At 69.7% G+C, this 21649-nt stretch carries 18 protein-coding genes and 1 riboswitch; of the genes, 4 read left to right on the top strand and 14 right to left on the bottom strand.

The features are described 5' to 3' along the window. Positions 1-89 precede the first annotated feature (89 nt). Positions 90-608 (top strand): SET domain-containing protein, encoded by a 519-nt coding sequence (locus FHY06_RS00300; RefSeq protein WP_184602762.1) that lies wholly within the window; start codon positions 90-92, stop codon positions 606-608. Here FHY06_RS00300 and FHY06_RS00295 read toward each other — a convergent pair. The 8 genes from FHY06_RS00295 to FHY06_RS00260 form a co-directional block, all read right to left on the bottom strand. Continuing rightward, complete coding sequence (locus tag FHY06_RS00295; RefSeq protein WP_311733658.1) at positions 584-1045, bottom strand: VWA domain-containing protein; 462 nt, start codon at positions 1043-1045, stop codon at positions 584-586. The genes FHY06_RS00300 and FHY06_RS00295 overlap by 25 nt on opposite strands. Before the next feature lie 194 nt (positions 1046-1239). Next, positions 1240-2331 (bottom strand): magnesium chelatase ATPase subunit I, encoded by a 1092-nt coding sequence (locus FHY06_RS00290; RefSeq protein ID WP_184602759.1) that lies wholly within the window; start codon positions 2329-2331, stop codon positions 1240-1242. Continuing rightward, on the bottom strand, positions 2328-6152 hold the full coding sequence (gene cobN, locus FHY06_RS00285; protein WP_184602757.1) for a cobaltochelatase subunit CobN: 3825 nt from the start codon (positions 6150-6152) through the stop codon (positions 2328-2330). Before cobN ends, FHY06_RS00290 begins: the two co-directional genes overlap by 4 nt. A 12-nt stretch (positions 6153-6164) precedes the next feature. Then, positions 6165-7232: a cobalamin biosynthesis protein CobW gene (cobW, locus tag FHY06_RS00280; protein ID WP_019653245.1), complete on the bottom strand. Its 1068-nt coding sequence runs from the start codon at positions 7230-7232 to the stop codon at positions 6165-6167. Positions 7233-7366: 134 nt separating this feature from the next. After that, positions 7367-8044, bottom strand: a complete 678-nt coding sequence (locus FHY06_RS00275; protein WP_145759040.1) for an energy-coupling factor ABC transporter permease — start codon at positions 8042-8044, stop codon at positions 7367-7369. Between the two features lie 73 nt (positions 8045-8117). Further along, complete coding sequence (locus tag FHY06_RS00270) at positions 8118-9656, bottom strand: PepSY domain-containing protein (protein WP_184602755.1); 1539 nt, start codon at positions 9654-9656, stop codon at positions 8118-8120. 25 nt (positions 9657-9681) lie between these two features. After that, positions 9682-11883, bottom strand: a complete 2202-nt coding sequence (locus FHY06_RS00265; protein ID WP_184602753.1) for a TonB-dependent receptor — start codon at positions 11881-11883, stop codon at positions 9682-9684. A 132-nt stretch (positions 11884-12015) separates the two neighbouring features. Beyond that, positions 12016-12314, bottom strand: a riboswitch (cobalamin riboswitch). 77 nt (positions 12315-12391) lie between these two features. Then, on the bottom strand, positions 12392-12652 hold the full coding sequence (locus FHY06_RS00260) for a hypothetical protein (RefSeq protein ID WP_019653249.1): 261 nt from the start codon (positions 12650-12652) through the stop codon (positions 12392-12394). Between the two features lie 118 nt (positions 12653-12770). Between FHY06_RS00260 and FHY06_RS00255 the strand changes: the two genes are divergently transcribed. Continuing rightward, positions 12771-13175, top strand: a complete 405-nt coding sequence (locus tag FHY06_RS00255; RefSeq protein WP_184602751.1) for a hypothetical protein — start codon at positions 12771-12773, stop codon at positions 13173-13175. Positions 13176-13216: 41 nt separating this feature from the next. Here FHY06_RS00255 and ybaL read toward each other — a convergent pair whose 3' ends face one another. The 3 genes from ybaL to phbB form a co-directional block, all read right to left on the bottom strand. Then, positions 13217-14920, bottom strand: a complete 1704-nt coding sequence (gene ybaL, locus FHY06_RS00250; RefSeq protein ID WP_184602749.1) for a cation:proton antiporter domain-containing protein — start codon at positions 14918-14920, stop codon at positions 13217-13219. A 62-nt stretch (positions 14921-14982) separates the two neighbouring features. Then, complete coding sequence (locus FHY06_RS00245) at positions 14983-16326, bottom strand: dicarboxylate/amino acid:cation symporter (protein ID WP_019653252.1); 1344 nt, start codon at positions 16324-16326, stop codon at positions 14983-14985. Positions 16327-16451: 125 nt separating this feature from the next. Beyond that, a complete protein-coding gene (phbB, locus tag FHY06_RS00240) occupies positions 16452-17189 on the bottom strand; it encodes an acetoacetyl-CoA reductase (protein WP_019653253.1) in 738 nt (245 codons plus the stop codon). A 204-nt stretch (positions 17190-17393) separates the two neighbouring features. On the opposite strand from phbB, the gene FHY06_RS00235 reads away from it, so the two are divergent. Both FHY06_RS00235 and FHY06_RS00230 read left to right on the top strand, forming a co-directional pair. Beyond that, on the top strand, positions 17394-18041 hold the full coding sequence (locus tag FHY06_RS00235; protein ID WP_145759036.1) for a DJ-1/PfpI family protein: 648 nt from the start codon (positions 17394-17396) through the stop codon (positions 18039-18041). Further along, entirely contained in the window at positions 18038-18550 is a 513-nt protein-coding gene (locus tag FHY06_RS00230) for a CinA family protein (protein WP_184602747.1), read from the top strand. Before FHY06_RS00235 ends, FHY06_RS00230 begins: the two co-directional genes overlap by 4 nt. 6 nt (positions 18551-18556) lie before the next feature. On the opposite strand, the gene FHY06_RS00225 is transcribed toward FHY06_RS00230, so the two are convergent. Genes FHY06_RS00225 through FHY06_RS00215 form a run of 3 tightly spaced genes read right to left on the bottom strand, consistent with a single transcriptional unit; the run spans position 18557 to position 21640 of the window. Next, on the bottom strand, positions 18557-19561 hold the full coding sequence (locus FHY06_RS00225) for a tripartite tricarboxylate transporter substrate binding protein BugD (protein ID WP_184602745.1): 1005 nt from the start codon (positions 19559-19561) through the stop codon (positions 18557-18559). Between the two features lie 49 nt (positions 19562-19610). Then, on the bottom strand, positions 19611-20462 hold the full coding sequence (locus tag FHY06_RS00220; protein WP_184602743.1) for an HpcH/HpaI aldolase/citrate lyase family protein: 852 nt from the start codon (positions 20460-20462) through the stop codon (positions 19611-19613). After that, positions 20459-21640 carry a CaiB/BaiF CoA transferase family protein gene (locus FHY06_RS00215; protein WP_132750672.1) on the bottom strand — a complete coding sequence of 394 codons (1182 nt, stop codon included), beginning with the start codon at positions 21638-21640 and terminating at the stop codon, positions 20459-20461. The genes FHY06_RS00220 and FHY06_RS00215 overlap by 4 nt, the downstream gene beginning before the upstream one ends. Positions 21641-21649: the final 9 nt, after the last annotated feature.

Raw genomic sequence — 21649 nt, 5'->3', positions numbered from 1 at the left:
GTCATCCGCCGGATCGGAATGGCGTTGACACTCCGCCAGCCCGACAACGCCAACAGCAACACGCCCCACGGCAGCCACTCTTCTCCCTCATGAAGCACCACAAGCGAACCTCGTCCACGCCCTTCGTCCGCGTAGGCCCCAGCGGCGTGCACGGCCTCGGCGCCTTCGCCACGCGCGACCTGCCGGTCGAATCATTTCTCGGCCTCTACGAGGGCCGCCGCTACACGAAGGCCGAGATCGCCACCAAGGTCTGGGATGACCAGCTCACCTACCTCTTCACGCTGTCGAACGACATGACGATCGACGGTGCCAAGGGCGGCAATGCCACCCGCCACCTCAACCATTCGTGCGAACCCAACTGCGAGGCGGTCGAGGAGTACGACGAAGGCGGCGAGCTGGTGCTGAAGTTCCAGACGCTGGTGGCGGTGGATGCGGGCGACGAGCTGTTCATCGACTATTCACTGACCGCCGACGACGGCTCGCCGGCGTCGAAGTACCCCTGCCATTGCGGGGCGCCGAGCTGCCGGGGCACCATGCTGGCCCCGCCTGAAGACGAAGCCGACGAGCAGGCCGCGCAACCCGCTCAGGCGCTGTCCGCCGGGACGTAGCGCGCATCCCAGCTGTCGGCCAGCCGCCTCGCGCGGTGCAGCGGCAGGCGCGCCGCCTCGAAATCGACCACGCACACCTCGTCGGCCGACTCCGGCCGCTGCGGGCTTTCGCTGCTGCGGCCATCCGTGAGCAGCCACAGCCAGCGCCGGCGCGTGCCGCCGCTCTTCGCGAGCAGCTGGTCGGCGCGCCGCACGCCCAGCGCGAGGGGCGTGCCGCCGCCGGCCGCGATCGGCGCGATCCAGTCGTCGTTCCAGGCGCTGGCGCGCCGCGGCGGCAGGCGCAGCTCGACGATCTCGCCCGCGAAGCAAAGCAGCGCGACGTGGTCCCGGCGCTGGTAGGCCTCCTGCATCAGCGCCAGCAGCAGTCCCTTGGCGCGGGCCAGGTTGCCGTCGTCGCGCATCGAGGCCGAGCAGTCGAGCAGGAAGCAATGCAGCACGCCACTGCGCGCTTCCCGCGGGCGATGGCGCAGATGATCCGCGCGCAGCCGGTCGGCGCCGCGCGCGGCGAAGGTGCGCGGCCAGTCGAAGGCCGCGCCCTGCCTGGCGGCACCGTGCCATGCATCCCTTTGCGGGCCCTGCCTCCGGTCGCCCTGGCGCGATGCGCCAGCGGGCGGTGCGGCGTACCGGAGGCTCAGGCTTTTTTTGGTGCGGCCTGTTGTTGTTGCTGCCGCAACGAAGGGATCAACGGGCGCAGCGGCTTCACGCGGTCGATGCCGACGGGTTCGGGCGGCATGGCGCCCCAGTCGCCGTCGTCCGCGCTGCCTGCGCTGCTTTCCCCGTCCGCGTCGCCGGCGGCCTTGCTGCCGACATCGGGCGGCGCAGTCCGGGGAGCGGCAGCTTCGGCCTCGGGCTTGCTCCGATGCAGCAGCACGGCCTCGGCCACGCGCTGCACGTGCTGGGCGGTGATGGCCGCAGCACCTTCCCATGCCGCAAGGGCGCGGGCCGAACGCAGCATGACCAGGTCGGCGCGCAGCCCGTCGACGGCGGCGGCGATGCACATGGCGCTCACCGCCTCGTGCACCGCGTCGGTGTATGGCAGCGCCGACGCGTCGGCCACGAGCGCACGTGCGCGGACCAGCGACGAAGACAGCTCGGCCTGCGCCTGCGCATGCCGGTCGCGAAAGCCCTGCGGATCGGCATCGAAGGCCAGCCGCGCGCGCACGATGGCCTGCCGCTCGGACGGGTCGTCGATGTTGTGCAGCTGAACGCAAAGGCCGAAGCGGTCGAGCAGTTGAGGGCGCAGCGTGCCCTCCTCCGGATTCATCGTGCCCACGAGCACGAAGCGAGCTGCATGGCGATGCGAGATGCCGTCGCGCTCGACCACGTTGACGCCGCTGGCGGCGGCGTCGAGCAGCGAATCGATCAGCGCGTCGGGCAGCAGGTTGATCTCGTCCACGTAGAGCACGCCGCCGTGTGCGCGCGCCAGCAGGCCGGGTGCGAAGCGAAGCTCATGGCCCGCCATCGCGCGGCCGAGGTCGAGCGTGCCGACGAGGCTCTCCAGGCTCGCGCCCAGCGGCAGGGTGACGAAGGGCGCGTCGGGCAGCAGCTCGGCGAGCGCGCGTGCCGCGGTGGTCTTGGCGGTGCCGCGCGGCCCTTCGATCAGCACGCCGCCCAGGCCCGGATCGACGGCAGCCAGCAGCAGGGCCTGCCGAAGGTGCGGCTGCCCGGCTATGGCGGCAAAGGGAAAGGGCGCCGGCATGGCGGCGGCGGCAGTGGTCGTCATCGGAGGCTTCCTTCCATCCGCTGCTCGTGGTCGAGCAGCAGGTTCTCGAGCCGGGCGCGGTAGTCGCCGGGCGATTGCCAGAGGCCGCGCTGCATGGCTTCGAGCAGGCGGCCGAGCATGTCCTGCAGCGCGCGCGGGTTGTGCTGGTTCACGAAGTCGCGGGTGGCCTCGTCGAGCACGTAGGCGTCAGCCACCATCGCGTACTGGTGGTCGCCGACCACGCGCGCTGTTGCGTCAAAGCCGAAGAGGTAGTCGACCGTCGCGGCCATCTCGAAGGCGCCCTTGTAGCCGTGGCGCTTCACGCCGTCGATCCACTTCGGGTTGACCACGCGGGAGCGCACGACGCGGCCGATCTCTTCCTTCAGCGTGCGAACGCGCGGCGCCTGGGGGTTGCCGTGGTCGCCGTGGTAAATGGCGGGCTGGCGGCCGCTCAGGTGGCGCACGGCGGCGGCCATGCCGCCCTGGAACTGGTAGTAGTCGTTGGAGTCGAGCAGGTCGTGCTCGCGGCTGTCCTGGTTCTGCATGACGACGGTCATCGCGCGCAGCCGGCGCTTCAGCGCGTCGGCCGCCGGCACGCCGTCGCTGCCCTGGCCGTAGGCATGGGCGCTGCCGCCGACGTAGGCCTTCGACAGGTCGTCGTCGCTTTGCCAGTCGCCGCGGTCGAAGAGCGGCTGCAGGCCGCTGCCGTAGCTGCCGGGCGCCGAGCCGAACACGCGCCAGCCGGCCTGCGTGCGTGCGAGCTCGGGCGCCATGCCCCGGGCCTGCAGCGCGGCGGTCTCGCGAAGGATGCGCGCGCGGATCGGGTTGCGCTCCTCGTCCTCGTCTTCCTGTGCCGCCACGGCCTGCACTGCCGCATCGAACATCTGAACGGCATTCGGGAAGGCGTCGCGGAAGAAGCCCGAGATGCGCAGCGTGACGTCGATGCGCGGACGCCCGAGCCCGACCGTGGGCAGCACCTCGAAATCGACCACCCGCTGGCTGCCCGGCGCCCACTTCGGCCGCACGCCGATCAGCGCGAAGGCCTGCGCCAGGTCGTCTCCGCCGGTGCGCATGGTGGCCGTGCCCCAGACCGACAGGCCCAGGGCCGCCGGGTAGTCGCCGTGTTCCTGCATGTGCCGCTCGACCAGCTGCGCGGCCGACTTCAGGCCCAGCATCCAGGCCGTGGGCGTGGGAATGGCGCGGGTGTCGACCGCGTAGAAGTTGCGGCCGGTGGGCAGCACGTCGGGCCGGCCGCGCGAGGGAGAGCCGCTCGGGCCCGGCGGCACGAAGCGGCCCTGCAGGGCGCGCAAGAGCTGGCGCAGCTCCTGCGCACCGCAGGCGTCGAGCGCGGGCGCGAGGCTGCGGTCGATGCGGCTCATCACGGCGGCGGTGCGCGGCAGTTCCGGCGGACATGCGCCCTCTTCCATCAGCCGCTGCGCGAGCAGCTCCAGCCGCTCGCGCGTGTCGCCCTGGTGGCGCCATGCTTCGCTGCTCACCGACAGCAGCAGCGCGGGCCGCGCGCCCTGCCAAGGCCGGGCCGCGTCGATGTCGAGCGGATCGAAGGCGTCGTCGGGCAGCAGGTCTTGCGAGAGCGCACCGAGCAGCCCGGCGTTGCCACCCCCGCCGTCGGCCGCCGGATAGCGCGCCAGCGCCAGCAGCGTGTCGCGCCGCAGCCTCCCGCTCGGCGAAGCGCCGAACACATGCAGCCCGTCGCGTATCTGCGTTTCCTTCAGCTCGCAGAGGTAGGCGTCGACGCGCGCGAGCACGGCGTCGTCTTCCTCCTGCGCGCCGGGCAAGCCCAGTTCCTCGACCAGATGCTGCGCGCGCACGGCTGCGAGGATCTGCGCGCGCAGCACCTTCGCGCGGCGCGCGTCGACCAGCAGCGCGTCGTAGTACTCGTCGACCTGACGCTCCAGGTCCTGCATCGGGCCGTGGTTCTCCGCGCGCGTGAGCGGCGGCATGAGGTGGTCGACGATGACCGCCTGCGTGCGCCGCTTGGCCTGTGCGCCCTCGCCCGGGTCGTTGACGATGAAGGGATACACGTTGGGCATCGGCCCGAGGATCGCGTCGGGCCAGCAGGCCTGCGACAGCGCGATGCTCTTGCCGGGCAGCCATTCGAGGTTGCCGTGCTTGCCCACGTGCACCACCGCGTCGATGGCGAAGGCCTCGCGCAGCCAGAAGTAGAAGGCCAGGTAGCTGTGCGGCGGCACCAGCTCGGCGTCGTGGTAGCTCGCGTAGTCGGCGGCGCCCAGGCTGCCGAGCGCACGCGCGGGCTGGATGCCGACGAACACGCGGCCAAGCCGCAGGCCGGCGATCATGAAGCGGCCGTTGCGCAGCATCGGGTCTTGTTCGGGCGGTCCCCATCGCGCGTCGATGGCCGCGGCCATGCCGTCGGGCAGGCGTGACAGGCATGCCCGGTAGTCGGCCAGCGCGAAGCTCTGCCAGGCGGGCCGCGAAGCCCACTGCGACGGGTCGTTGGCGATGCCTTCCTGCAGCCTGCGCATCAGCGCGTCGCCATCGGCGGGCATCGCGCCGGGATCGCCCAGCGCATAGCCGTCGGCTGCCATGGCGTGCAGGATCGCCATCACCGAGGCCGGCGTGTCCAGCCCCACGCCGCTGCCGATGCGGCCTTCGCTGCCCGGATAGTTGGCGAGGATCAGTGCGATGCGCTTGCCTTCCGCGCGCAGGCTGCGCAGCCGGCACCAGCGCCGAGCCAGCTCGGCCACGAAGGCGACGCGGTCGGGCTCGGGCTGGTAGTTGACCACCTCGGTCTGCGTGAGCTCGCAGCGGTGCGACAGGCCCTTGAAGCTCACGGCGCGCGTGACGATGCGGCCGTCCATCTCGGGCAGCGCGATCTGCATCGCGATGTCGCGCGGGCGCAGGCCCTGGCTGTCGGCCAGCCAGTCTTCCCTGTTGCCCCCGCTCACGATCACCTGCAGCACGGGGGCGTCGCCGGCCAGCTCGACCTCGTCGCTTTGCCCGCCCGGCCCGCCCTGTCCCAGGGCCGCGAAAGCCGTGGTGTTGAGCACCAGCTGCACGTCGTGCTCCGCGCACAGCGCGCGCAGCGTGGAAAGGCACAGCGGATCCTTCAGCGAATCGAGCGCGACGGGCAGCGGATTCAGTCCCTGCGCTGTCAAGGCCGCGGCAAGCGCATCGAAGGCCGCCGTGTTGCCCGACAGCAGGTGCGAGCGATAGAACACCAGCGCCACCACCGGCGCGCCCGCGTGCCAGCCGGCTCGCAGGTCATCGATGCCGGCCACGGTATGCGAAGCGGCCGCGCCGCCCGGCACGTGCAGCGCCACCTGCGGCAGGCTGCGCGGCGGCAACGGGGCCTCGCCATGGTCCAGGCCGTGGAAGGCCACCGCGCGCAGGAACTGCATCGCATTGCCCGCCCCGCCGCTGCGCATGTACTGCCAGAGCTGGCGGCTCACCGCGCGCGACAGCGTGCCGCGCGCGAGCAGGTCTTCGTCTTCCTGCAGGTCGCCCGAGAACATCGCGAGCCGCTGGCCCTTGCGCTTCGCCAGCTTCTCGAGCTGCTGCAACCCGTAGGCCCAGGCCGATTCGGCACCCAGGTGGTCGACCACCACCACGCGCGCATGCTGCAGCACCTCGTCGACGTAGAGGTCGAGCGAGGCCGGCTGGCGCAGGTACATGAGATTGGCCAGCCTGAGCGACGGATAGCCGGGGTCGGTGGCCGCCAGCGCGGTGCGCGCGGCGGCGAGCAGCGCGAGCGTGGTGTCGGCCGAGCTGAGCACCACGATGTCGCCCGGCGTCTGGTCGAGGCGCGTGACGACGCTGTCGTCCTCGACGAAGCGTCCGGGCTGGGTGCTCAGCAGGTGCATGCGCTCGGGGCGTCAGGCCGTGGCGGTGGCGCTCGCCTCTTCGAGCACCTTGCGCAGCGCGCCTTCGTCCAGGTCCTCGCCGATGAACACGAGCCGCGTGCGCTGCGCCTCGCCATCGCGCCAGCGGCGGTCGAAGTGGTGGTCGAAGCGGCGGCCCACGCCCTGCACCAGCAGGCGCATCGGCTTGCCCGGCACGGCGACGAAGCCCTTCACGCGGTAGATGGTGTGCTGCTCGACCAGCCTGCCGAGCGCGGCCAGCAGGCCATCGCGCTCGACGGGCGGCAGCTCGATCACGAGCGAATCGAACTCGTCGTGGTCGTGGTCTTCCTCGTGGTCGTGGTGGCTCTCGCGCAGGTGGATGGTGTCCTCGGCCGCGCGGCCCTGGCCCAGCAGCAGCGCGAGCGGCAGCCGGCCTTCGCTGGCGGCGACGATCTTCACCTCGGGCGGCAGTTCCTCGCGCACCAGCGCCTCGACCTTGGCGCGCGCCGCGTCGTCCATCAGGTCGGTCTTGTTGAGCACCACGAGGTCGGCGGCCGAAAGCTGGTCTTCGAACAGCTCGTGCAGCGGCGATTCGTGGTCGAGGTTGGGGTCGGCGCGGCGGGCTTCATCGACCGCCTGCGGGTTCTCGGCGAACTGGCCCGAGGCGGCGGCCGGCCCGTCGACCACGGTGACGACCGAATCGACGGTGAAGATGTTGGCGATGTCCGGCCACTGGAAGGCCTGCACCAGCGGCTTGGGCAGCGCGAGGCCCGAGGTCTCGATGAGCACCGCGTCGAGTTCGCCGCGCCGCTCGGCCAGCTGCAGCATCACCGGCAGGAACTCCTCCTGCACCGTGCAGCAGACGCAGCCGTTGGCCAGCTCGTAGAGCGCGCCTTCACGCTCGTTGCCTTCGTCGTCGCAGCCGATGCCGCAGCCGCGCAGGATCTCGCCGTCGATGCCGAGCTCGCCGAACTCGTTGACGATCACCGCGATGCGGCGGCCTTCGGCGTTGCCGAGGATGTGGCGCAGCAGCGTGGTCTTGCCGCTGCCGAGGAAGCCCGTGACGATGGTGACGGGGATCTTGGCGTTGCTTGGGGTCATGGGTGGATTCTTTCAGGCGCTCGCGAGCGGGGCGCACCAGCAAGGCGAAAGTGGCGCCGGATGATTCCGGCGCCACCGATGGAAACGGACAGCCTCCCCGAGGCCGGCCCCGGGGAAGCGACGAAGGGAAGCGCTCAGACGCCGCCGTACAGGCGGCGCTCGACGAAGACGGAACCCTGCAGCCGGCGCCACGCCTTGGCGGCAGCCAGCACGCCCAGGTCGACCAGCGGCTCGACCAGCACGACCGTCATGTAGGCAGCGCCGAAGCTGGCGATCTGGCCCATGTTCTCGATGCCGGTGCCGCGTCCGTACAGCGCCCAGAAGCCGACCCACACCACGATGCCGCCCTGGTAGGCCACCGAGAGCTTGAAAGCCTCGCGGTAGCCGATGTCCACGTAGGCCAGCTTCTCGGGGATGATGCGGCGCGCCAGCGCGGAAGTGGCGAACAGCGGCACCAGCAGCGTGGTGACGTTCATGCCGTATTGCGGGATGTCCTGCGGCTCGAAGAACAGGCCCTGGATCAGCAGGCCGCCCGCCAGGCCAATGGCGGCGGGCGCGAGGCCGAACACCAGCAGCAGCGTGGTGCCCAGGATCAGGTGCACCTCCGACACGCCCACAGGGTGGTGCGGAAACACCTCGAAGAAGCAGAACACCAGCGCCACGGCGATGGCGGAGCGCAGCACCAGTGCGGCGGGCCCGTCCTTCATGAGCGTCTGGAACGCGACCTTGCCGGTGTAGGCAAGCGCGGCGGCTGCCGTCGCGTAGCTGAGGAATATCTTGGATCCGTCGACTAGACCTGGTTCGATGTGCATCGAGCACCTCCTGAAATGCACCGCGGTGCGAAAGTTGATTGTTGGTGGATGGGCAGGCTCGCGCAAGCCCCGATCATGAACGCCGCAGCGCAGGCTGCGCGCCCGGCACGGCCGCCGGCTTCGGTTTTCGCCGCAGCCTCCGCCAGCCGATGACGACGCCGCTGGCCGAAGCCACAGCGCCGACGATGGAAAGCAGCCACATCACGAGATCCCAGGCCGGCCGGTACTGGATGAGCCAGGGGAAGTCGAGGCTGTGCGCCGCGTTGAAGAGCCAGCGGCGCAGGCGCGAGCTGGCGTCGCTGCCGCCGGCCACCTGGCCGCTGGAAGGATCGATGTAGATCCAGCTGCGCGCCGGGTCGTCGAACTGCAGGCGCCACACGGGCACGACGCGCTCGCGGTGGTGGCCGTACCAGTGGAAGTCCTCGCGGGTCTGGAGCACCGCTTCGGTGATGTTCGAGCCGGGGCGCAGTCGGGCGGCGGCGCGCAGGACGTCGTCCTTCGCGACGGTGGCCGGTTCGCCGGTGACTGCATCGATCACGCGCACCCGCGCCTTCGCGTCGCGCAGCTGCAGCAGCGGCCTGCCGTCGAACCACAGCAGCGCGGCCTCGCGCGGCGCATCGGCACCCTCGCCTGCCGGCAGCGATGCCGGCGGCCACGGGAACGGCGACCTGCCGGCACCCGTGTAGCTCGCCATCGCCGCCGCATCGCCCGTTCCACGCTGGAACCAGCCATTGGGATTCATCGACAGCCAGCCGCTGACGATCCAGGTCAGCACGAAGAAGCCGCCGACCAGCCCTGCGATGTGGTGCCAGGCCATCCAGCCGCTGTAGGGCGTGACCGCCCCGTTGCGGAAGCGCCGCCGCAGGCGCACCCGGAGGATGCCGATGACGATGCCCGTCACCGCCGAGACGATGCAGGCCGCCGACAGCCACATCACCACGTCGTGCCACAGGGGCGGGTCCGCGCGCAGCGGCGTGAAGTAGATCCAGTGGGGCACCGAGCCCAGCCAGTTCCAGAAGCGTTCGGAGCGCGTGGTGTCGCGCACCACTTCGCCGTTGACCTGCGACACGTAGAGCTCGGTGCCCGCGGCGTCGCCGACTTCGATGCGGTGCAGCGGACGCAGCGGGTTCAGGCCCTGCGGCACGGTCCACTGGTCACGCTCCAGGGTCTCGGCCCAGCGGGCGCCGGCATGGCCGGAAAAATCGCGCGCGATGGCCTCGGCCTGCGCGGCATCGACGGGACCCGGTACGCGGCCGTCGCGGGCCGAGACCGTATGCCGGCCGCCGCGCGCATCGACGATGCGCCAGACGGGGCCGGCGACGGTGCCGCCCTGCATCTCCAGCACCATGCGCCTCGGCGGCTGCGCGTTCGCCTCCTTGGGCAGTGCTTCGAGCGCGGCCGAGGGCGACACCATCCCCCGGTCGAAACGCAGCGGCGAGAGCCCCGCGAGCCGTTCCTCGTCCGTGAGGTTCGGGTACCCCACGTACATCATCACCACGCCCGAGACGAACCACATGACGAACAGCAGGCAGCCGCCGATGCCCAGCCACCGGTGCGTCCAGTAGAGCCAGTGCCGGATGCGCGGCCAGGCGCGGCGCCATGCGGAGGTCATGCGTTCCACCAGACTCCCGGGCCTCTCAGAAGCTGACCAGCGCCGACAGCTCGAAGGAGCGCGGGCGCCCCAGCAGCCACTGGTTGCCGCCATTCGAGAACGACACCGGATAGCGCCGATCAGCCAGGTTGTAGGCGCGCAGCGCGAGCCTGAGCGAGGGGTTCGCCTGCCAGCTCACGCCCGCATCGGCGACCGTGTACGAGCCGATCTTTCGCGAGTTGGCCGCATCGACCTGGCGCGGGCCCACGTAGCGCAGGCCGACGTCGGCCTCCCACTGCGGCAGGAAGCGCCAGGTGAGCCAGAGGTTGGCGGCCTCCTCGGGTACGCCGGTGGGCGTGTTGCCCGCGCGCGAGACCAGCTTGCCGCCGACCAGTTCGTTGAAGTCGTCGTAGCGCGCGCGCAGCTTGGTGGCATTCGCCTCCAGCCGCAGCGTGAAGCTCAGCGCCAGGTCGAGCGTGGCCTCGATGCCTTCGGAAGACTGCTTGCCGACCTGCTGGGTGACGGTCGGATCGATGGCGTCGCGCGACAGCAGCTTGTTCTTGTCGATGCGGTAGGCGGCCACGGTCCAGGCGCCTCGGTTGTCAGCGAGCTGGCGCTTGTAGCCGACCTCGAACTGCCTGCCCGTGCTGAGGTCGAAGGCCGCCTGCGAAGCCGAAGTGGTCACCAGCGAGCCCAGGGGATCGGCCGCGCGCGCCACCTGCGCGTAGAACGACTGCGAGGCGTCCGGTGCGTAGACCACGCCGAGCCGGCCGGTGGCGTACTCGAAGGTCTTGCCGAAGCTGTTGGCGGCGTTCTGCAGGTCGGTGCGTGCGACCTTCGCGTGGTCCCAGCGCAGGCTGCCCACCACCGACCACTGCTCGTCGAAGGCCAGCCTGTCCTCCGCGAAGAAGGCGTAGGTGCTGGTCTTCGTCCTGTAGCGCGGCGTGTAGGCCACGGGCGACGCGTAGTAGCCGGGGCTGAAGACGAAGGGATCGACCACCGATCGGCCGCCGTAGGGCGAGTCGTTGGTGTGCGTGAAGTCGATGCGGTTCACGTCGAAACCCACGAGCACCTGGTTGGCGAGGCCGAACGGCCGGTGCCTGAAGGTGGCGTCGGTGCGATTGCCGATCTGCTCCTGGTCGTGGCCGATCTCCAGGTAGTCGCCGCGCGTCACGCGCCGGGTGGCGGGGCTGTAGGTATAGGTCTCGCTGTTGCGCCAGTGGCGTTTGCTCTCCAGCCGGTAGAGCTGGTTGCGCACCGTCACGGCGTCGCTGGGCGTCCACAGGGTGTCGAGGCGGGTCCACTTGTCGCGGTACTTGATCTCGGCGTCGTCCACGTCGTAGTTCTGGCGCAGCGTCTGGCTGCTGAGGCGGCCGTCGATCAGCGGCACGCCGTAGTAGCGCTGCGGCGACTGGCGGCCCTCGTCGTGCGAGAGCGTAAACTGCAGCTGCGGCGACACGTCCAGCCGCACCGCGGCGCTCACGGCGAGGCTTTCGGCCTCGCCGCGCTGCATGAAGCCGTCGGTGTTGCGCTGGCTGATGTCGAAGCGGTACGAAAGCCTGTCGTCGATCGCCCCGCCGCTGCCGAAGGCCACCTGCCGCGTGGCGTCGGAGCCCAGCGTGACCAGCGCCTCATTGCGGATCGGGCCGCGCGTGGGCTTCTTGGGCACCACGTTGATCGCGCCGCCGATGGCGCCTTCGCCGTACATCACCGAGGCCGCGCCGCGCAGCACCTCGATGCGGTCGGCCGACCAGGTGTCGAAGGGAAAGGTGACGGTGCCCGCGCCCGCGTAGAGGCGCGTGCCGTCGAAGAGCTGCATCACCGAACCGTGACCGAGGAAGCCGCGCGCCACCAGCGCGGTGCCGCCGTTGCCGGGACCGGGCGAGCCGGTGATGCCGGTGGCGCGGGTGACGGCGTCGACCACCGAGACGTCGCCGCGCGCACGGATGGTGTCGCCCGTCAGCACCTCGACGCTGGCCGGTGTTTCGAGCGGCGTGAGGCCGAGACGGCTGCCGGTCTGCGTGGGCTCGTCGATGGCCATGGGCGTATGGCGCTGGGCATCCACCTGAATCGCCCTCAGCGTCTGGCCGTCGGAGGCCTGCGCGAAGACTGCCGCGCACGGTCCCAGGGCGAGGCCCCAGCCCAGCGAAATGCCGGAAAGGCTCGAAAGACCCGAAAAGCGCGGCCGGTGTCGCAGCCGCTTCGGCGACGCGCCCCTGCGATCGCGCTTCGGCGATGCATGACTCATGAAATCTCTCCTCCGGCCTGCGTCCCCGCAGGCTCCTGACCTATGAAGGGCGCGGCGGAAGAGGCGAAGGGGCTGCGGCGGCCCGCGGCGGGCGCGGTAGGCGGCTGGCCCGGACACGCACTCCCGCAGCGTCCGAAGGCGGTTGCGAAGGCCGGTATCCGGGCTTGCGGAGCGCCGCGGCGTGATCTGCGAGAGTCACGCCGCGGCGGAAACCCTCGCCTTCCCACGCCGAAGCGCAGTGGCTGCCCGTGCCGATCGATGAGGCACGAGCCCGAGGGGTTCCAGATCCGCTGACCGTTGCGGGGGCAGCGCAGGAATCGCCGCGCCGGCCGATCTCCGTGGAGAACGACGATGCGGGTTCACCTGCTTCCCGTTTAACCCCGCCGCCATGGATGGCATGTCGTGCGGGGCACCTTCGAACCGTGGTGGTCCGGCCGGGCAGTCGATGAGGCTGCCGCCACCGGAACGGCGGGATTATAGGTAGGGGCCTCCGGTGAGCCCCGCGGGCTCAGGGTGCGGGCCTGCCGTCGGGCCCGAAGAGCCGCCGCATCATCGCCACGCCCGCGACCAGTGCATTCGAATAGGTGGCATAGGGTTCGTGCGCGGCTTCCAGCGGCACGTAGACGTGGGTGGTATCGCCCGGGGCGCCGTCCACCGCCTCCATCAGCACCCAATAGAACTCGCCCGTCTCCAGCTCGTGGACGGTGAGTGCGATGTTCCTGGACGAAGGCATGGAAATGAGGATGACGTTGCTTGCTGACTGCGCCATGAATTGAACAGGCAAGGCAGGCGCGCGGTTGACAGTGCTTTCGGGGTTCTCCTACAGAGCGCCCTGAGAGGGCGGCCTAGCGTCGGACCGATGATCCACACAAGATTCAGGAGGCAGCATGAAGCACTTCACTCTTGAACCGGGCATGCTCTCGAGCATCGGCGGCGCCTTCTATCCCACCGGCTATTCGATGGTGATGTTCCCCGACGCCAAGGACGCCGAGCGCATCGGTCGCGGCCTGATCGAAAAAGGCATGAGCGGCGACGACATCTACCTGATGCCGGCCGAGACCGTGCTGCGCGAGATCGTGCCCACGGTGACGACCGCCGACGACCCACTGCCCTCCGCCGGCACCGATGCGGCCACCGTGCGTGCCTATGCCAAGCTCGCGAAGGAAGGCCACGCCGCCCTGCTCGTCAGGACCGAGGACGGCGCCGCGGCCGAGCAGATGATGGAGCTGGTGCGCACCGTCCCCTACTCCATCGCCCAGCGCTATCGCCCGCTGGTGATCGAAGACCTCTGAAGCGCCCGGGCCGCAAGCCCGGGCGTTCGGGCTTTCGCCGGTCATGCCGGCACGGCCATCGACACTGCGCGCTGGACCACGTCCCTCGCCATCGCCTGGGCGAGTTCATGCTCGCCGAGGAACACGGTGGCCGAGGTTTCCTGCGTGAGCAGGCGAGCCTCCTGCTCGTTGTGGCTGCGGATGACGGTCTGGATCGCCGGGTTGAGCGTGTGCGCCGTTTCCATCATCTGGCGCACGTTCATCGCGTCCGGCGTGGCGACGACCAGCACGCGCGCACGGGCAATATGCGCCTGGATCAGCACCGCCGGGTCGGCCGCATCGCCCCACACGGCGGGCGTACCGGCCTCGCGCAGCTTCTCGACCAGCTCGCGGTTCTGCTCCGCCACCACGTAGGGAATGTCGTTGGCGTCGAGCTCGGCCGCGATGCGGCGCCCGACCCGGCCGTAGCCCACCAGCACCACCTGCCGCGAGAGGTACTTGGCCTCGGTGGTCATCGGCAGCTCGGCCAGCGGGTCTTCTCGCATCTCCAGACCGCGCGCGAACGAGGAATGCGCATGTAGCCATTTCTGCATCGGCGCGATCAGGCTGAACCACAGTGGATTGGTGGCGATGGAAATCAGCGCCCCGGCCAGCACCAGGCTCTGCCCTTCCGCCGGCAGCAGGCCGAGCGACACGCCCAGGCCGGCCAGGATGAAAGAGAACTCGCCGATCTGCGCCAGGCTGGCGCTCACCGTGAGCGCCGTGCCCAGCGGGTAGCGGAACACCAGCACCAGTGCGCAGGCCGCCAGCGACTTGCCCAGCACGATCACCAGCACCACAGCGAGCACCTGCAGCGGCCGGTCGAGCAGCACCGAGGGGTCGAACAGCATGCCGACCGACACGAAGAACAGCACCGCGAAGGCGTCGCGCAGCGGCAATGACTCCTGCGCCGCACGATGGGCGAACTGAGATTCGCGCATGACCATGCCCGCGAAGAAGGCACCCAACGCGAACGACACCCCGAAGAGCGCCGCCGACGCATAGGCGATGCTCACGGCCGCCGCCACCACGCACAGCGTGAACAGCTCGCGCGAGCCGGTGCGCGTGACCTGCCAGAGGATCCACGGGAACACCCGGCGCCCCACCACCAGCATCAACGCCACGAAGCCGCCGACCTGCAGCATCGTGAGGCCCAGCGTCTGCCACAGCGGGTCGGTTCCGCCTGCAGCGCCCTGCACGCCTAGCGTGCCCGCCAGCGGCGGCAGGAGCACCAGCACCAGCACCATCGCGAGGTCTTCCACCACGAGCCAGCCGACCGCGATGCGCCCGGTGAACGAATCGAGGATGCCCAGGCTTTCGAGCGCGCGCAGCAGCACGACCGTGCTCGCCACCGACAGCGCCAGCCCGAACACCAGCGCGGCACCGGGGCTCCAGCCCCACCACATCGCCAGCCCCCCGCCCAGCAGCGTCGCCACCGCGATCTGCGCGAGCGCGCCGGGCAGCGCGATCTTGCGCACCGCCAGCAGGTCGTCGAGGGAGAAATGAAGGCCCACGCCGAACATCAGCAGCATCACGCCGATCTCGGCGAGCTGGGCCGCGATGCCCGCGTCGGCCACGAAGCCCGGGGTGAAGGGGCCGATGATCACGCCCGCCAGCAGGTAGCCGACCAAGGCCGGCAATCGCAGCCGCGCCGCCAGGAATCCAAGCATGAGCGCCAGCCCCAGGCCGGCGGCGATCGTGTTGATGAGGGAGACGCTGTGGGGCATCGTTGCATTTTGCAGGAACGATGCCCGGCCTTTTGGTTCGTCAGGCCATCCGCGGTGCCGCCTCAGCCGGCCATCTTGCCGCTGCGCTCGGCATCGAGCGCCTCGGGCTCCTGTGCCTCCACCCAGGTCTCGTTGTTGAGTCCGGCCTGCAGCCGGGCCTCGTCGAGCTCGTTGGTCCACTTGGCGACCACGATGGTGGCGACGCCGTTGCCGATCAGGTTGGTCAGCGCACGGGCCTCGGACATGAAGCGGTCGATGCCCAGGATGAGCGCCAGCCCCGCCACCGGCACATGGCCCACCGCCGACAGCGTGGCCGCCAGCACGATGAAGCCGCTGCCCGTGACGCCCGCCGCGCCCTTCGAGGTCAGCAGCAGCACCGCAAGCAGCGTGATCTCCTGCGTGAGCGTCATCGGCGTGTTGGTGGCCTGCGCGATGAACACCGCCGCCATCGTCAGGTAGATGGAAGTGCCGTCGAGGTTGAAGGAATAGCCGGTCGGAATGACGAGGCCCACGCAGGTCTTGTTGGCGCCCAGGTTCTCCATCTTCTCCATCATGCGCGGCAGCACCGACTCGCTCGACGAGGTGCCCAGCACGATCAGCAGCTCTTCCTTGATGTACTTGATGAACTTCCAGATGCTGAACCCATGGAAGCGCGCGATGAGCCCGAGCACCACGAAGATGAACAGCAGGCAGGTCAGGTAGAAGGTGCCCATCAGCTTGCCCAGCGAGAACAGGCTGCCCAGCCCGTACTTGCCGATGGTGAAGGCCATGGCGCCGAAGGCGCCGATGGGCGCCAGCTTCATGATGTAGTTGACGATGCCGAAGAGCACGTGCGAGCCCTTCTCGATCACGTCGAACACCAGCGTGCCGCGCCCCCCGAAACGGTGCAGCGCGAAGCCGAACAGCACCGCGATGAGCAGCACCTGCAGGATCTCGCCCTTGGCGAAGGCATCCACGATGGTGTTCGGGATGATGTTCATGATGAAGTCGACCGTGCCGGTCATCTTGCCCGGGCCGGTATAGGCCGCGATGCCCTTGGTGTCGAGCGTGGCCGGGTCGACGTTCATGCCAGCGCCGGGCTTGAGCACGTTCACGAGCACCAGGCCCACGACGAGCGCGATGCTGCTGACGATCTCGAAATACAGCAGCGCGAGGCCGCCGGTCTTGCCGACCTTCTTCATGTCCTCCATGCCGGCGATGCCCACCACCACCGTGCAGAAGATGATCGGCGCGATGATCATCTTGATCAGCTTGATGAAGCCGTCGCCCAGCGGCTTCATCGCCTCGCCCGCGGCCGGATAGAAGTGGCCGAGCAGCACGCCGATGATCACGGCGGTGATCACCTGCACGTAGAGCGAGCGGTACAGCGGGAGCTTTCTGGCGGATGTGCTTGTTGTGCTTTCCATGTTTGCCTCCGGGGGTTGAAAACTGTAGGACGCGCATCCGCGGTTTTCTATCCGTGGAACCCGCATCGTCGAAATGAAAAGACCCGCCGAAGCGGGTCTTGTCGATCAGGTGTAAGTCAGCATGCTTAATGCATGTGCAGGCCGCCGTTGACGGAGAAGTCGGCCCCCGTGCTGTAGCCGCCTTCGTCGGTGGCCAGCCACGAGATGATCGAGGCGATCTCGCTGGGTTCGCCCAGGCGCTTGACCGGGATGGTCGCCACGATCTTGTCGAGCACTTCCTGGCGGATGGCCTTGACCATGTCGGTGCCGATGTAGCCCGGGCTCACGGTGTTGACCGTCACGCCCTTGCTGGCCAGCTCCTGGGCCAGCGCCATGGTGAAGCCGTGCATGCCGGCCTTGGCCGCCGAGTAGTTGGTCTGGCCGGCCTGGCCCTTGGCGCCGTTGACCGAACTGATGTTGATGATTCGGCCCCAGCCCTTTTCAACCATGTCGCCCACCACCTGCTTGGTGACGTTGAACATGCTGTTGAGGTTGGTCTCGATCACTGCGCTCCAGTCCTCGGGGGTCATCTTGAGGAACATGCGGTCCCGGGTGATGCCGGCGTTGTTGACCAGCACGTCGATGGGGCCGTGCGCGGCCTTGGCGGCGGAGAAGGCTTCGACGGTGGATTGCCAGTCGCCGACATTGCCGACCGACGCATGGAACTCGAAGCCTGCGGCTTTCTGTTCGGCCAGCCATTTGGCGTAGTCGCGCGTGGGGCCGCAACCTGCGACCACGGTGAACCCGTCCTTGTACAGACGCTGGCAGATGGCTGTTCCGATGCCACCCATGCCTCCAGTGACATATGCAACTTTCTTGCTCATGAGATTTCCTTTGTGTAATGGCAAAAGCCTGAACGGCCGCCTTCACTCTAGCGAGTTTCAAGCCATGGCCCCTCTCAGGAAAACACTGAGCCAGGCTTGCAACCAGCTGTCACGAAGATTGTCACGAAGCGGCCTCCGTGCTCAGCCTCTATCCTCTCATCCGTGCGTGTCCGCACGAGCCAATCACCCAAGGAGTTCCAAAGTATGAATTTCGGGATCATCGTCTTCCCCGACGTCGAGGAACTCGACTTCGTCGGCCCCTGGGAGATGCTCACCATGTGGAGCAAGCTGGCCGGCGGTCCCGAGCATTGCCTGATCGTGGCCGAGAAGCGCGAGCCGGTGGTCTGCGCCAAGGGCCTGTCGATCAACCCCCACGTCTCCTTCGCCGACTGCCCCCAGCTCGACTGCCTGCTCGTCCCCGGCGGCATGGGCACGCGCCGCGAGGTCGACAACGTCGTCATGACCCGCTTCCTCGCCGACCAGGCGCCCGGATGCACCACGCTGATGTCCGTATGCACCGGCGCCTTCGTGCTGCACGCGGCCGGCCTGCTCTCGGGCAAGACCGCCACCACCCACTGGGGATCGCTCGACCGCCTGCGCGCGCTGGGCGACGTGAAGGTGGTGGAGCAGCGCTTCGTGCAGGACGGCAACGTCTGGACCTCGGCCGGGGTATCGGCCGGTACCGACCTGATGCTGGCCTACATCGCCCACACCGCGGGCGAGGAAGCCGCCGCCAAGGTACAGCTGCAGTCCGAGTACTACCCCGCGGACACCATCTACGGAAGCACCGCCAGCCACGAGCGCGCGCCGGCCTATGTGAAGCGGCCCGGTCCCCGCTTCCAGGCCCGATGAACGCGCCCTCCTTGCCCGAGCCGCTCCCGGTACTCGCTGCACGGGTGGGCGAAGCGCTGCGCGCGCGGGGGCAGACCGTGGCGGTGGTCGAGTCCTCGGCAGGCGGACTGGTGTCTGCCGCCCTGCTCGCCATCGCGGGCGCCTCGGCCTACTTCAAGGGCGGTGCGGTCGTCTATTCGAGGCGCGCGGGCCGCGCGCTGCTGAACCTGACCGCCGAAGACATGGCCGGCCTGCGCGGCGAGACCGAGCCCTACGCCCGGCTCGTCGCGGGCCGGGTGCGCGACACCCACCACTCGGCCTGGGGCATCGCCGAAAGCGGAGCGGCCGGCCCCTCGCCCAGCCCTTACGGCGACGTGCCCGGGCGGGTATGCCTGGCGATCGTCGGCCCCGTCACCGTGAGCCGCACCGTCGAGACCGGCAATGCCGACCGCCCCGCGAACATGGACCTGTTCGCGCGGCACCTGCTCGCGCTGTTCGACGAAACACTGCGCGCCCGGTCGGTCGATTGAAGAACCTCAGTCCGCCTGCACGCCCGCCGCGCGGATCACCTTGCCCCACTTGGCCACCTCCGCCGCGAGGTGCGAGCGAAGGCTCTCGGGTGTCTGCTTCTCTACCGGCACGATCTCCGAGCTGAGTTCGGCCAGGCGGTTCTTCACCATGTCGTCCTGCAGCCCGGCGCGCAGGGCGGCGTTGAGCTTCTCGATCACCGCGGGCGGCGTGCCCTTGGGCGCATAGATGCCGTGCCACACGCGCACGTCGAAGCCTTTGAGGCCCTGCTCGTCCAGCGTCGGGATGTTGGGCAGGCTCGACAGCCGCTGCGGCGTGGTCACGCCGAACACCTTCACCCGGTTGCCGTCCTTGATGACGGGCGCGGTCTGCGTGGTCTGGTCGCACAGCAGGTCGACCTGCCCGCCCATCAGGTCGTTGAGCGCCGGCCCCGCCCCCTTGTAGGGCACGGTGGTCAGCTGCACACCGATCTGGTTCATGAACAGCAGCCCGCACAGCTGCGACACCGCGCCCACGCCCGCGTTGGCCAGCGTCACCTTGTCCTTGTTGGCCTTCACGTAGGCCAGCAGCTCCTGGTAGTTGTTGGCCGGGAAGTCCTTGCGCGACAGCAGCGTCATCGGCACGTCGAGCACCTGGCCGACGTACTCGAAGTCCTTGAGCGGGTCGTAGTTGAGCTTCTTGTAGAGCGCGGGCGCGGTGGCCATGCCCATGTGGTGGATCAGGATGGTGTAGCCGTTGGGCGCCGCCTTCGCCACACGCGCGGGTGCGATGGTGCCGCCCGCGCCCACGGTGTTCTCCACGATCACAGGCTGACCCAGCGACTTGCCCATGGGAATGGCCAGCATGCGCGCCACCACGTCGGTCGGGCCGCCGGCCGAGTACGGCACGACCATCGTCACCGGCTTGTCGGGCCATGCCGCCTGTGCCGAAGCCGGCGCCTGGAAGGCGAGCAGGCAGGCGCCAGCGGAGGCGGCGATCAGGGTCTTCAGTTTCCAGTTTCCGGTTGCTTTCACTTTCTTGTCTCCTTTGGTTGTTCTCTGGTCCGTTCGTCAGGTGTGTTCGTCAGGTGTGTTCGAGTGCGAGCAGGCGCTCGGCCAGCCGCACCACCGGGGCATCGACCATGCGCCCGTCGAGGCTGACGACGCCGCCGCCGGCCTCGCGGATGGCCGCGACCACGCGGCGGGCCCATGCCAGTTCCTGCGCCGAGGGGCCGAGCGCCGCATGCACTGGCGCGACCTGGTCGGGGTGGATGCACAGCTTGGCGCCGAAGCCGCCGCGCCGGGCGCGCGCGGTGTCCGCTGCCAGCCGGGGGGCGTCGCGCCAGTCGGGGGTCACGCCGTCGATGGGCGCGGCAAGGCCGGCGCGGCGCGAGGCCAGCAGCAGTGCGAGGCGCACGGGCACCAGTTCGGCCTCGTCGGCATCGCAGGCCAGGCCCAGGTCGGCCTGGAAATCGAGGTTGCCGAAGGCCAGGCGCAGCACCTGCGGGCGGGCGGCGAGTTCGTCGACCGCGGCGAGGCCGGCGGCCGATTCGATCAGCGGCACCAGCACGGCCGAGGGGCCTGCCGCCGTCGCCAGCCGCGACAGGTCGACCGCCCGTTCCGCCTTCGGCAGCACGATGCCGGCGATCAGCCCCTGGGCGGCGAGCGCTCCGACCTGCGCGCAGTCGTCGTCATGCCACGGCGTGCCGGCGGCGTTGATGCGCACCAGCAGCCGTCGCCGTTCTTCGGCGGGCAGCGCGGCGAACGCGGCACCCAGTTGCTCGCGTGCTTGAACCTTGCGCTCGGGCGCGACGGCGTCTTCGAGGTCGACGATCACGCCGCCCGCCCCGGTGGCCAGCGCGCGCGCATGGCGCTCGGGCCGGTCGGCGGGCACGAAGAGAAAGGCGCGCGCCAGCGAAAGCGGCGGCGCGCTCACACCGCGCCCGCCTCGCGCAGCGCCGCGATGTCCGCCTCGCTGCGCCCGAGGCTGCGCAGGATGGCGTCGGTGTGCTCGCCTACCGCCGGGATCGGGTCCATGCGGTAGTCGAAGGCGCTCTGGCGACCCGCCGGCAGCAGGGCCGGTATGTCGCCCGCCGGCGAGCCCACCTGACGCCAGCGCTCGCGCGCCTGCAATTGGGGATGGGCCCACAGGCCGGCCATGTCGTTCATGCGGGCGTTGGCGATCTGCGCGGCGTCGAGCCGCTCCAGCACCTGCGCCGTCGTCAGCGCGCCGAAGGTCTCGAGGATGATGGCGCGCAGCATCTCGCGGTTCTCGTTGCGCCGCGCGTTGCTGTCGAAGCGCGGGTCGGTGGCCAGCGCTGTCTGCAGCAGCACCTTCTCGCAGAAGGTGCGCCATTCGCGCTCGTTCTGCAGGCCCAGCATCACGGTGCCGCCGTCACCCGCGGGGAAAGGACCGTAGGGATAGATGGTCGCGTGCGAGGCGGCGCTGCGCGGCGGCGGTGGAGCGCCGTCGTAGGCGTAGTACATCGGGTAGCCCATCCACTCGGCCAGCGCCTCGAGCATCGACACGTCGATGTGCGAGCCCCTGCCCGTCTTTCCGCGCTGGAGCAGCGCCGCAAGGATGCCGGTGTACGCATACATGCCGGCCGCGATGTCGGCGATGGAGTTGCCCGACTTGCAGGGCTCCTCGGGCGTGCCCGTCACCGAGAGAAAGCCGGCCTCGCTCTGGATCAGCAGGTCGTAGGCCTTCTTGTCGCGGTACGGGCCGTCCTCGCCGTAGCCCGAGATGTCGCAGACGATGAGCCTCGGGTGCTTTTCGTGCAGGGCCTGCGCGCCCAGCCCCATGCGCGCGGCGGCGCCGGGTGCGAGGTTCTGCACCAGCACGTCGGCATCGGACAGCAGTTCCTGCAGCACCGCCAGCGCGGCGGGCTGCTTGAGGTCGAGCGTGAGGCTTTCCTTCGAGCGGTTCACCCACACGAAGTGCGAGGCCTCGCCGGCCACGCGGGCGTCGTAGGCGCGCGCGAAGTCGCCCGCTCCGGGGCGCTCCACCTTGATGACGCGCGCACCGAGGTCGGCGAGCTGCCGCGTGCAGAACGGCGCGGCGATGGCGTGCTCGAGCGAGATGACGGTGATGCCGTCCAGGGGTCTTGTCATGTGTTCTTC

This window comes from Variovorax atrisoli, assembly GCF_014195185.1.
Classification (GTDB): Bacteria; Pseudomonadota; Gammaproteobacteria; order Burkholderiales; family Burkholderiaceae_C; genus Variovorax; species Variovorax atrisoli.
Note: the sequence above shows the minus strand (reverse complement) of the source record. Positions and strands in the feature narration are given on the sequence as shown.

Excerpts from the sequence above, each read along its gene's own strand:
- FHY06_RS00290 (WP_184602759.1), bottom strand. The coding sequence starts at position 2,331 with ATGACGACCACTGCCGCCGCCGCCATGCCGGCGCCCTTTCCCTTTGCC.
- FHY06_RS00260 (WP_019653249.1), bottom strand. The coding sequence starts at position 12,652 with ATGGCGCAGTCAGCAAGCAACGTCATCCTCATTTCCATGCCTTCGTCC.
- FHY06_RS00215 (WP_132750672.1), bottom strand. The coding sequence starts at position 21,640 with ATGACAAGACCCCTGGACGGCATCACCGTCATCTCGCTCGAGCACGCC.
- FHY06_RS00300 (WP_184602762.1), top strand. The coding sequence starts at position 90 with ATGAAGCACCACAAGCGAACCTCGTCCACGCCCTTCGTCCGCGTAGGC.
- FHY06_RS00265 (WP_184602753.1), bottom strand. The coding sequence starts at position 11,883 with ATGAGTCATGCATCGCCGAAGCGCGATCGCAGGGGCGCGTCGCCGAAG.
- phbB (WP_019653253.1), bottom strand. The coding sequence starts at position 17,189 with ATGAGCAAGAAAGTTGCATATGTCACTGGAGGCATGGGTGGCATCGGA.
- FHY06_RS00235 (WP_145759036.1), top strand. The coding sequence starts at position 17,394 with ATGAATTTCGGGATCATCGTCTTCCCCGACGTCGAGGAACTCGACTTC.
- FHY06_RS00230 (WP_184602747.1), top strand. The coding sequence starts at position 18,038 with ATGAACGCGCCCTCCTTGCCCGAGCCGCTCCCGGTACTCGCTGCACGG.
- ybaL (WP_184602749.1), bottom strand. The coding sequence starts at position 14,920 with ATGCCCCACAGCGTCTCCCTCATCAACACGATCGCCGCCGGCCTGGGG.
- FHY06_RS00255 (WP_184602751.1), top strand. The coding sequence starts at position 12,771 with ATGAAGCACTTCACTCTTGAACCGGGCATGCTCTCGAGCATCGGCGGC.
- FHY06_RS00270 (WP_184602755.1), bottom strand. The coding sequence starts at position 9,656 with ATGACCTCCGCATGGCGCCGCGCCTGGCCGCGCATCCGGCACTGGCTC.
- cobW (WP_019653245.1), bottom strand. The coding sequence starts at position 7,232 with ATGACCCCAAGCAACGCCAAGATCCCCGTCACCATCGTCACGGGCTTC.
- FHY06_RS00275 (WP_145759040.1), bottom strand. The coding sequence starts at position 8,044 with ATGCACATCGAACCAGGTCTAGTCGACGGATCCAAGATATTCCTCAGC.
- FHY06_RS00245 (WP_019653252.1), bottom strand. The coding sequence starts at position 16,326 with ATGGAAAGCACAACAAGCACATCCGCCAGAAAGCTCCCGCTGTACCGC.
- cobN (WP_184602757.1), bottom strand. The coding sequence starts at position 6,152 with ATGCACCTGCTGAGCACCCAGCCCGGACGCTTCGTCGAGGACGACAGC.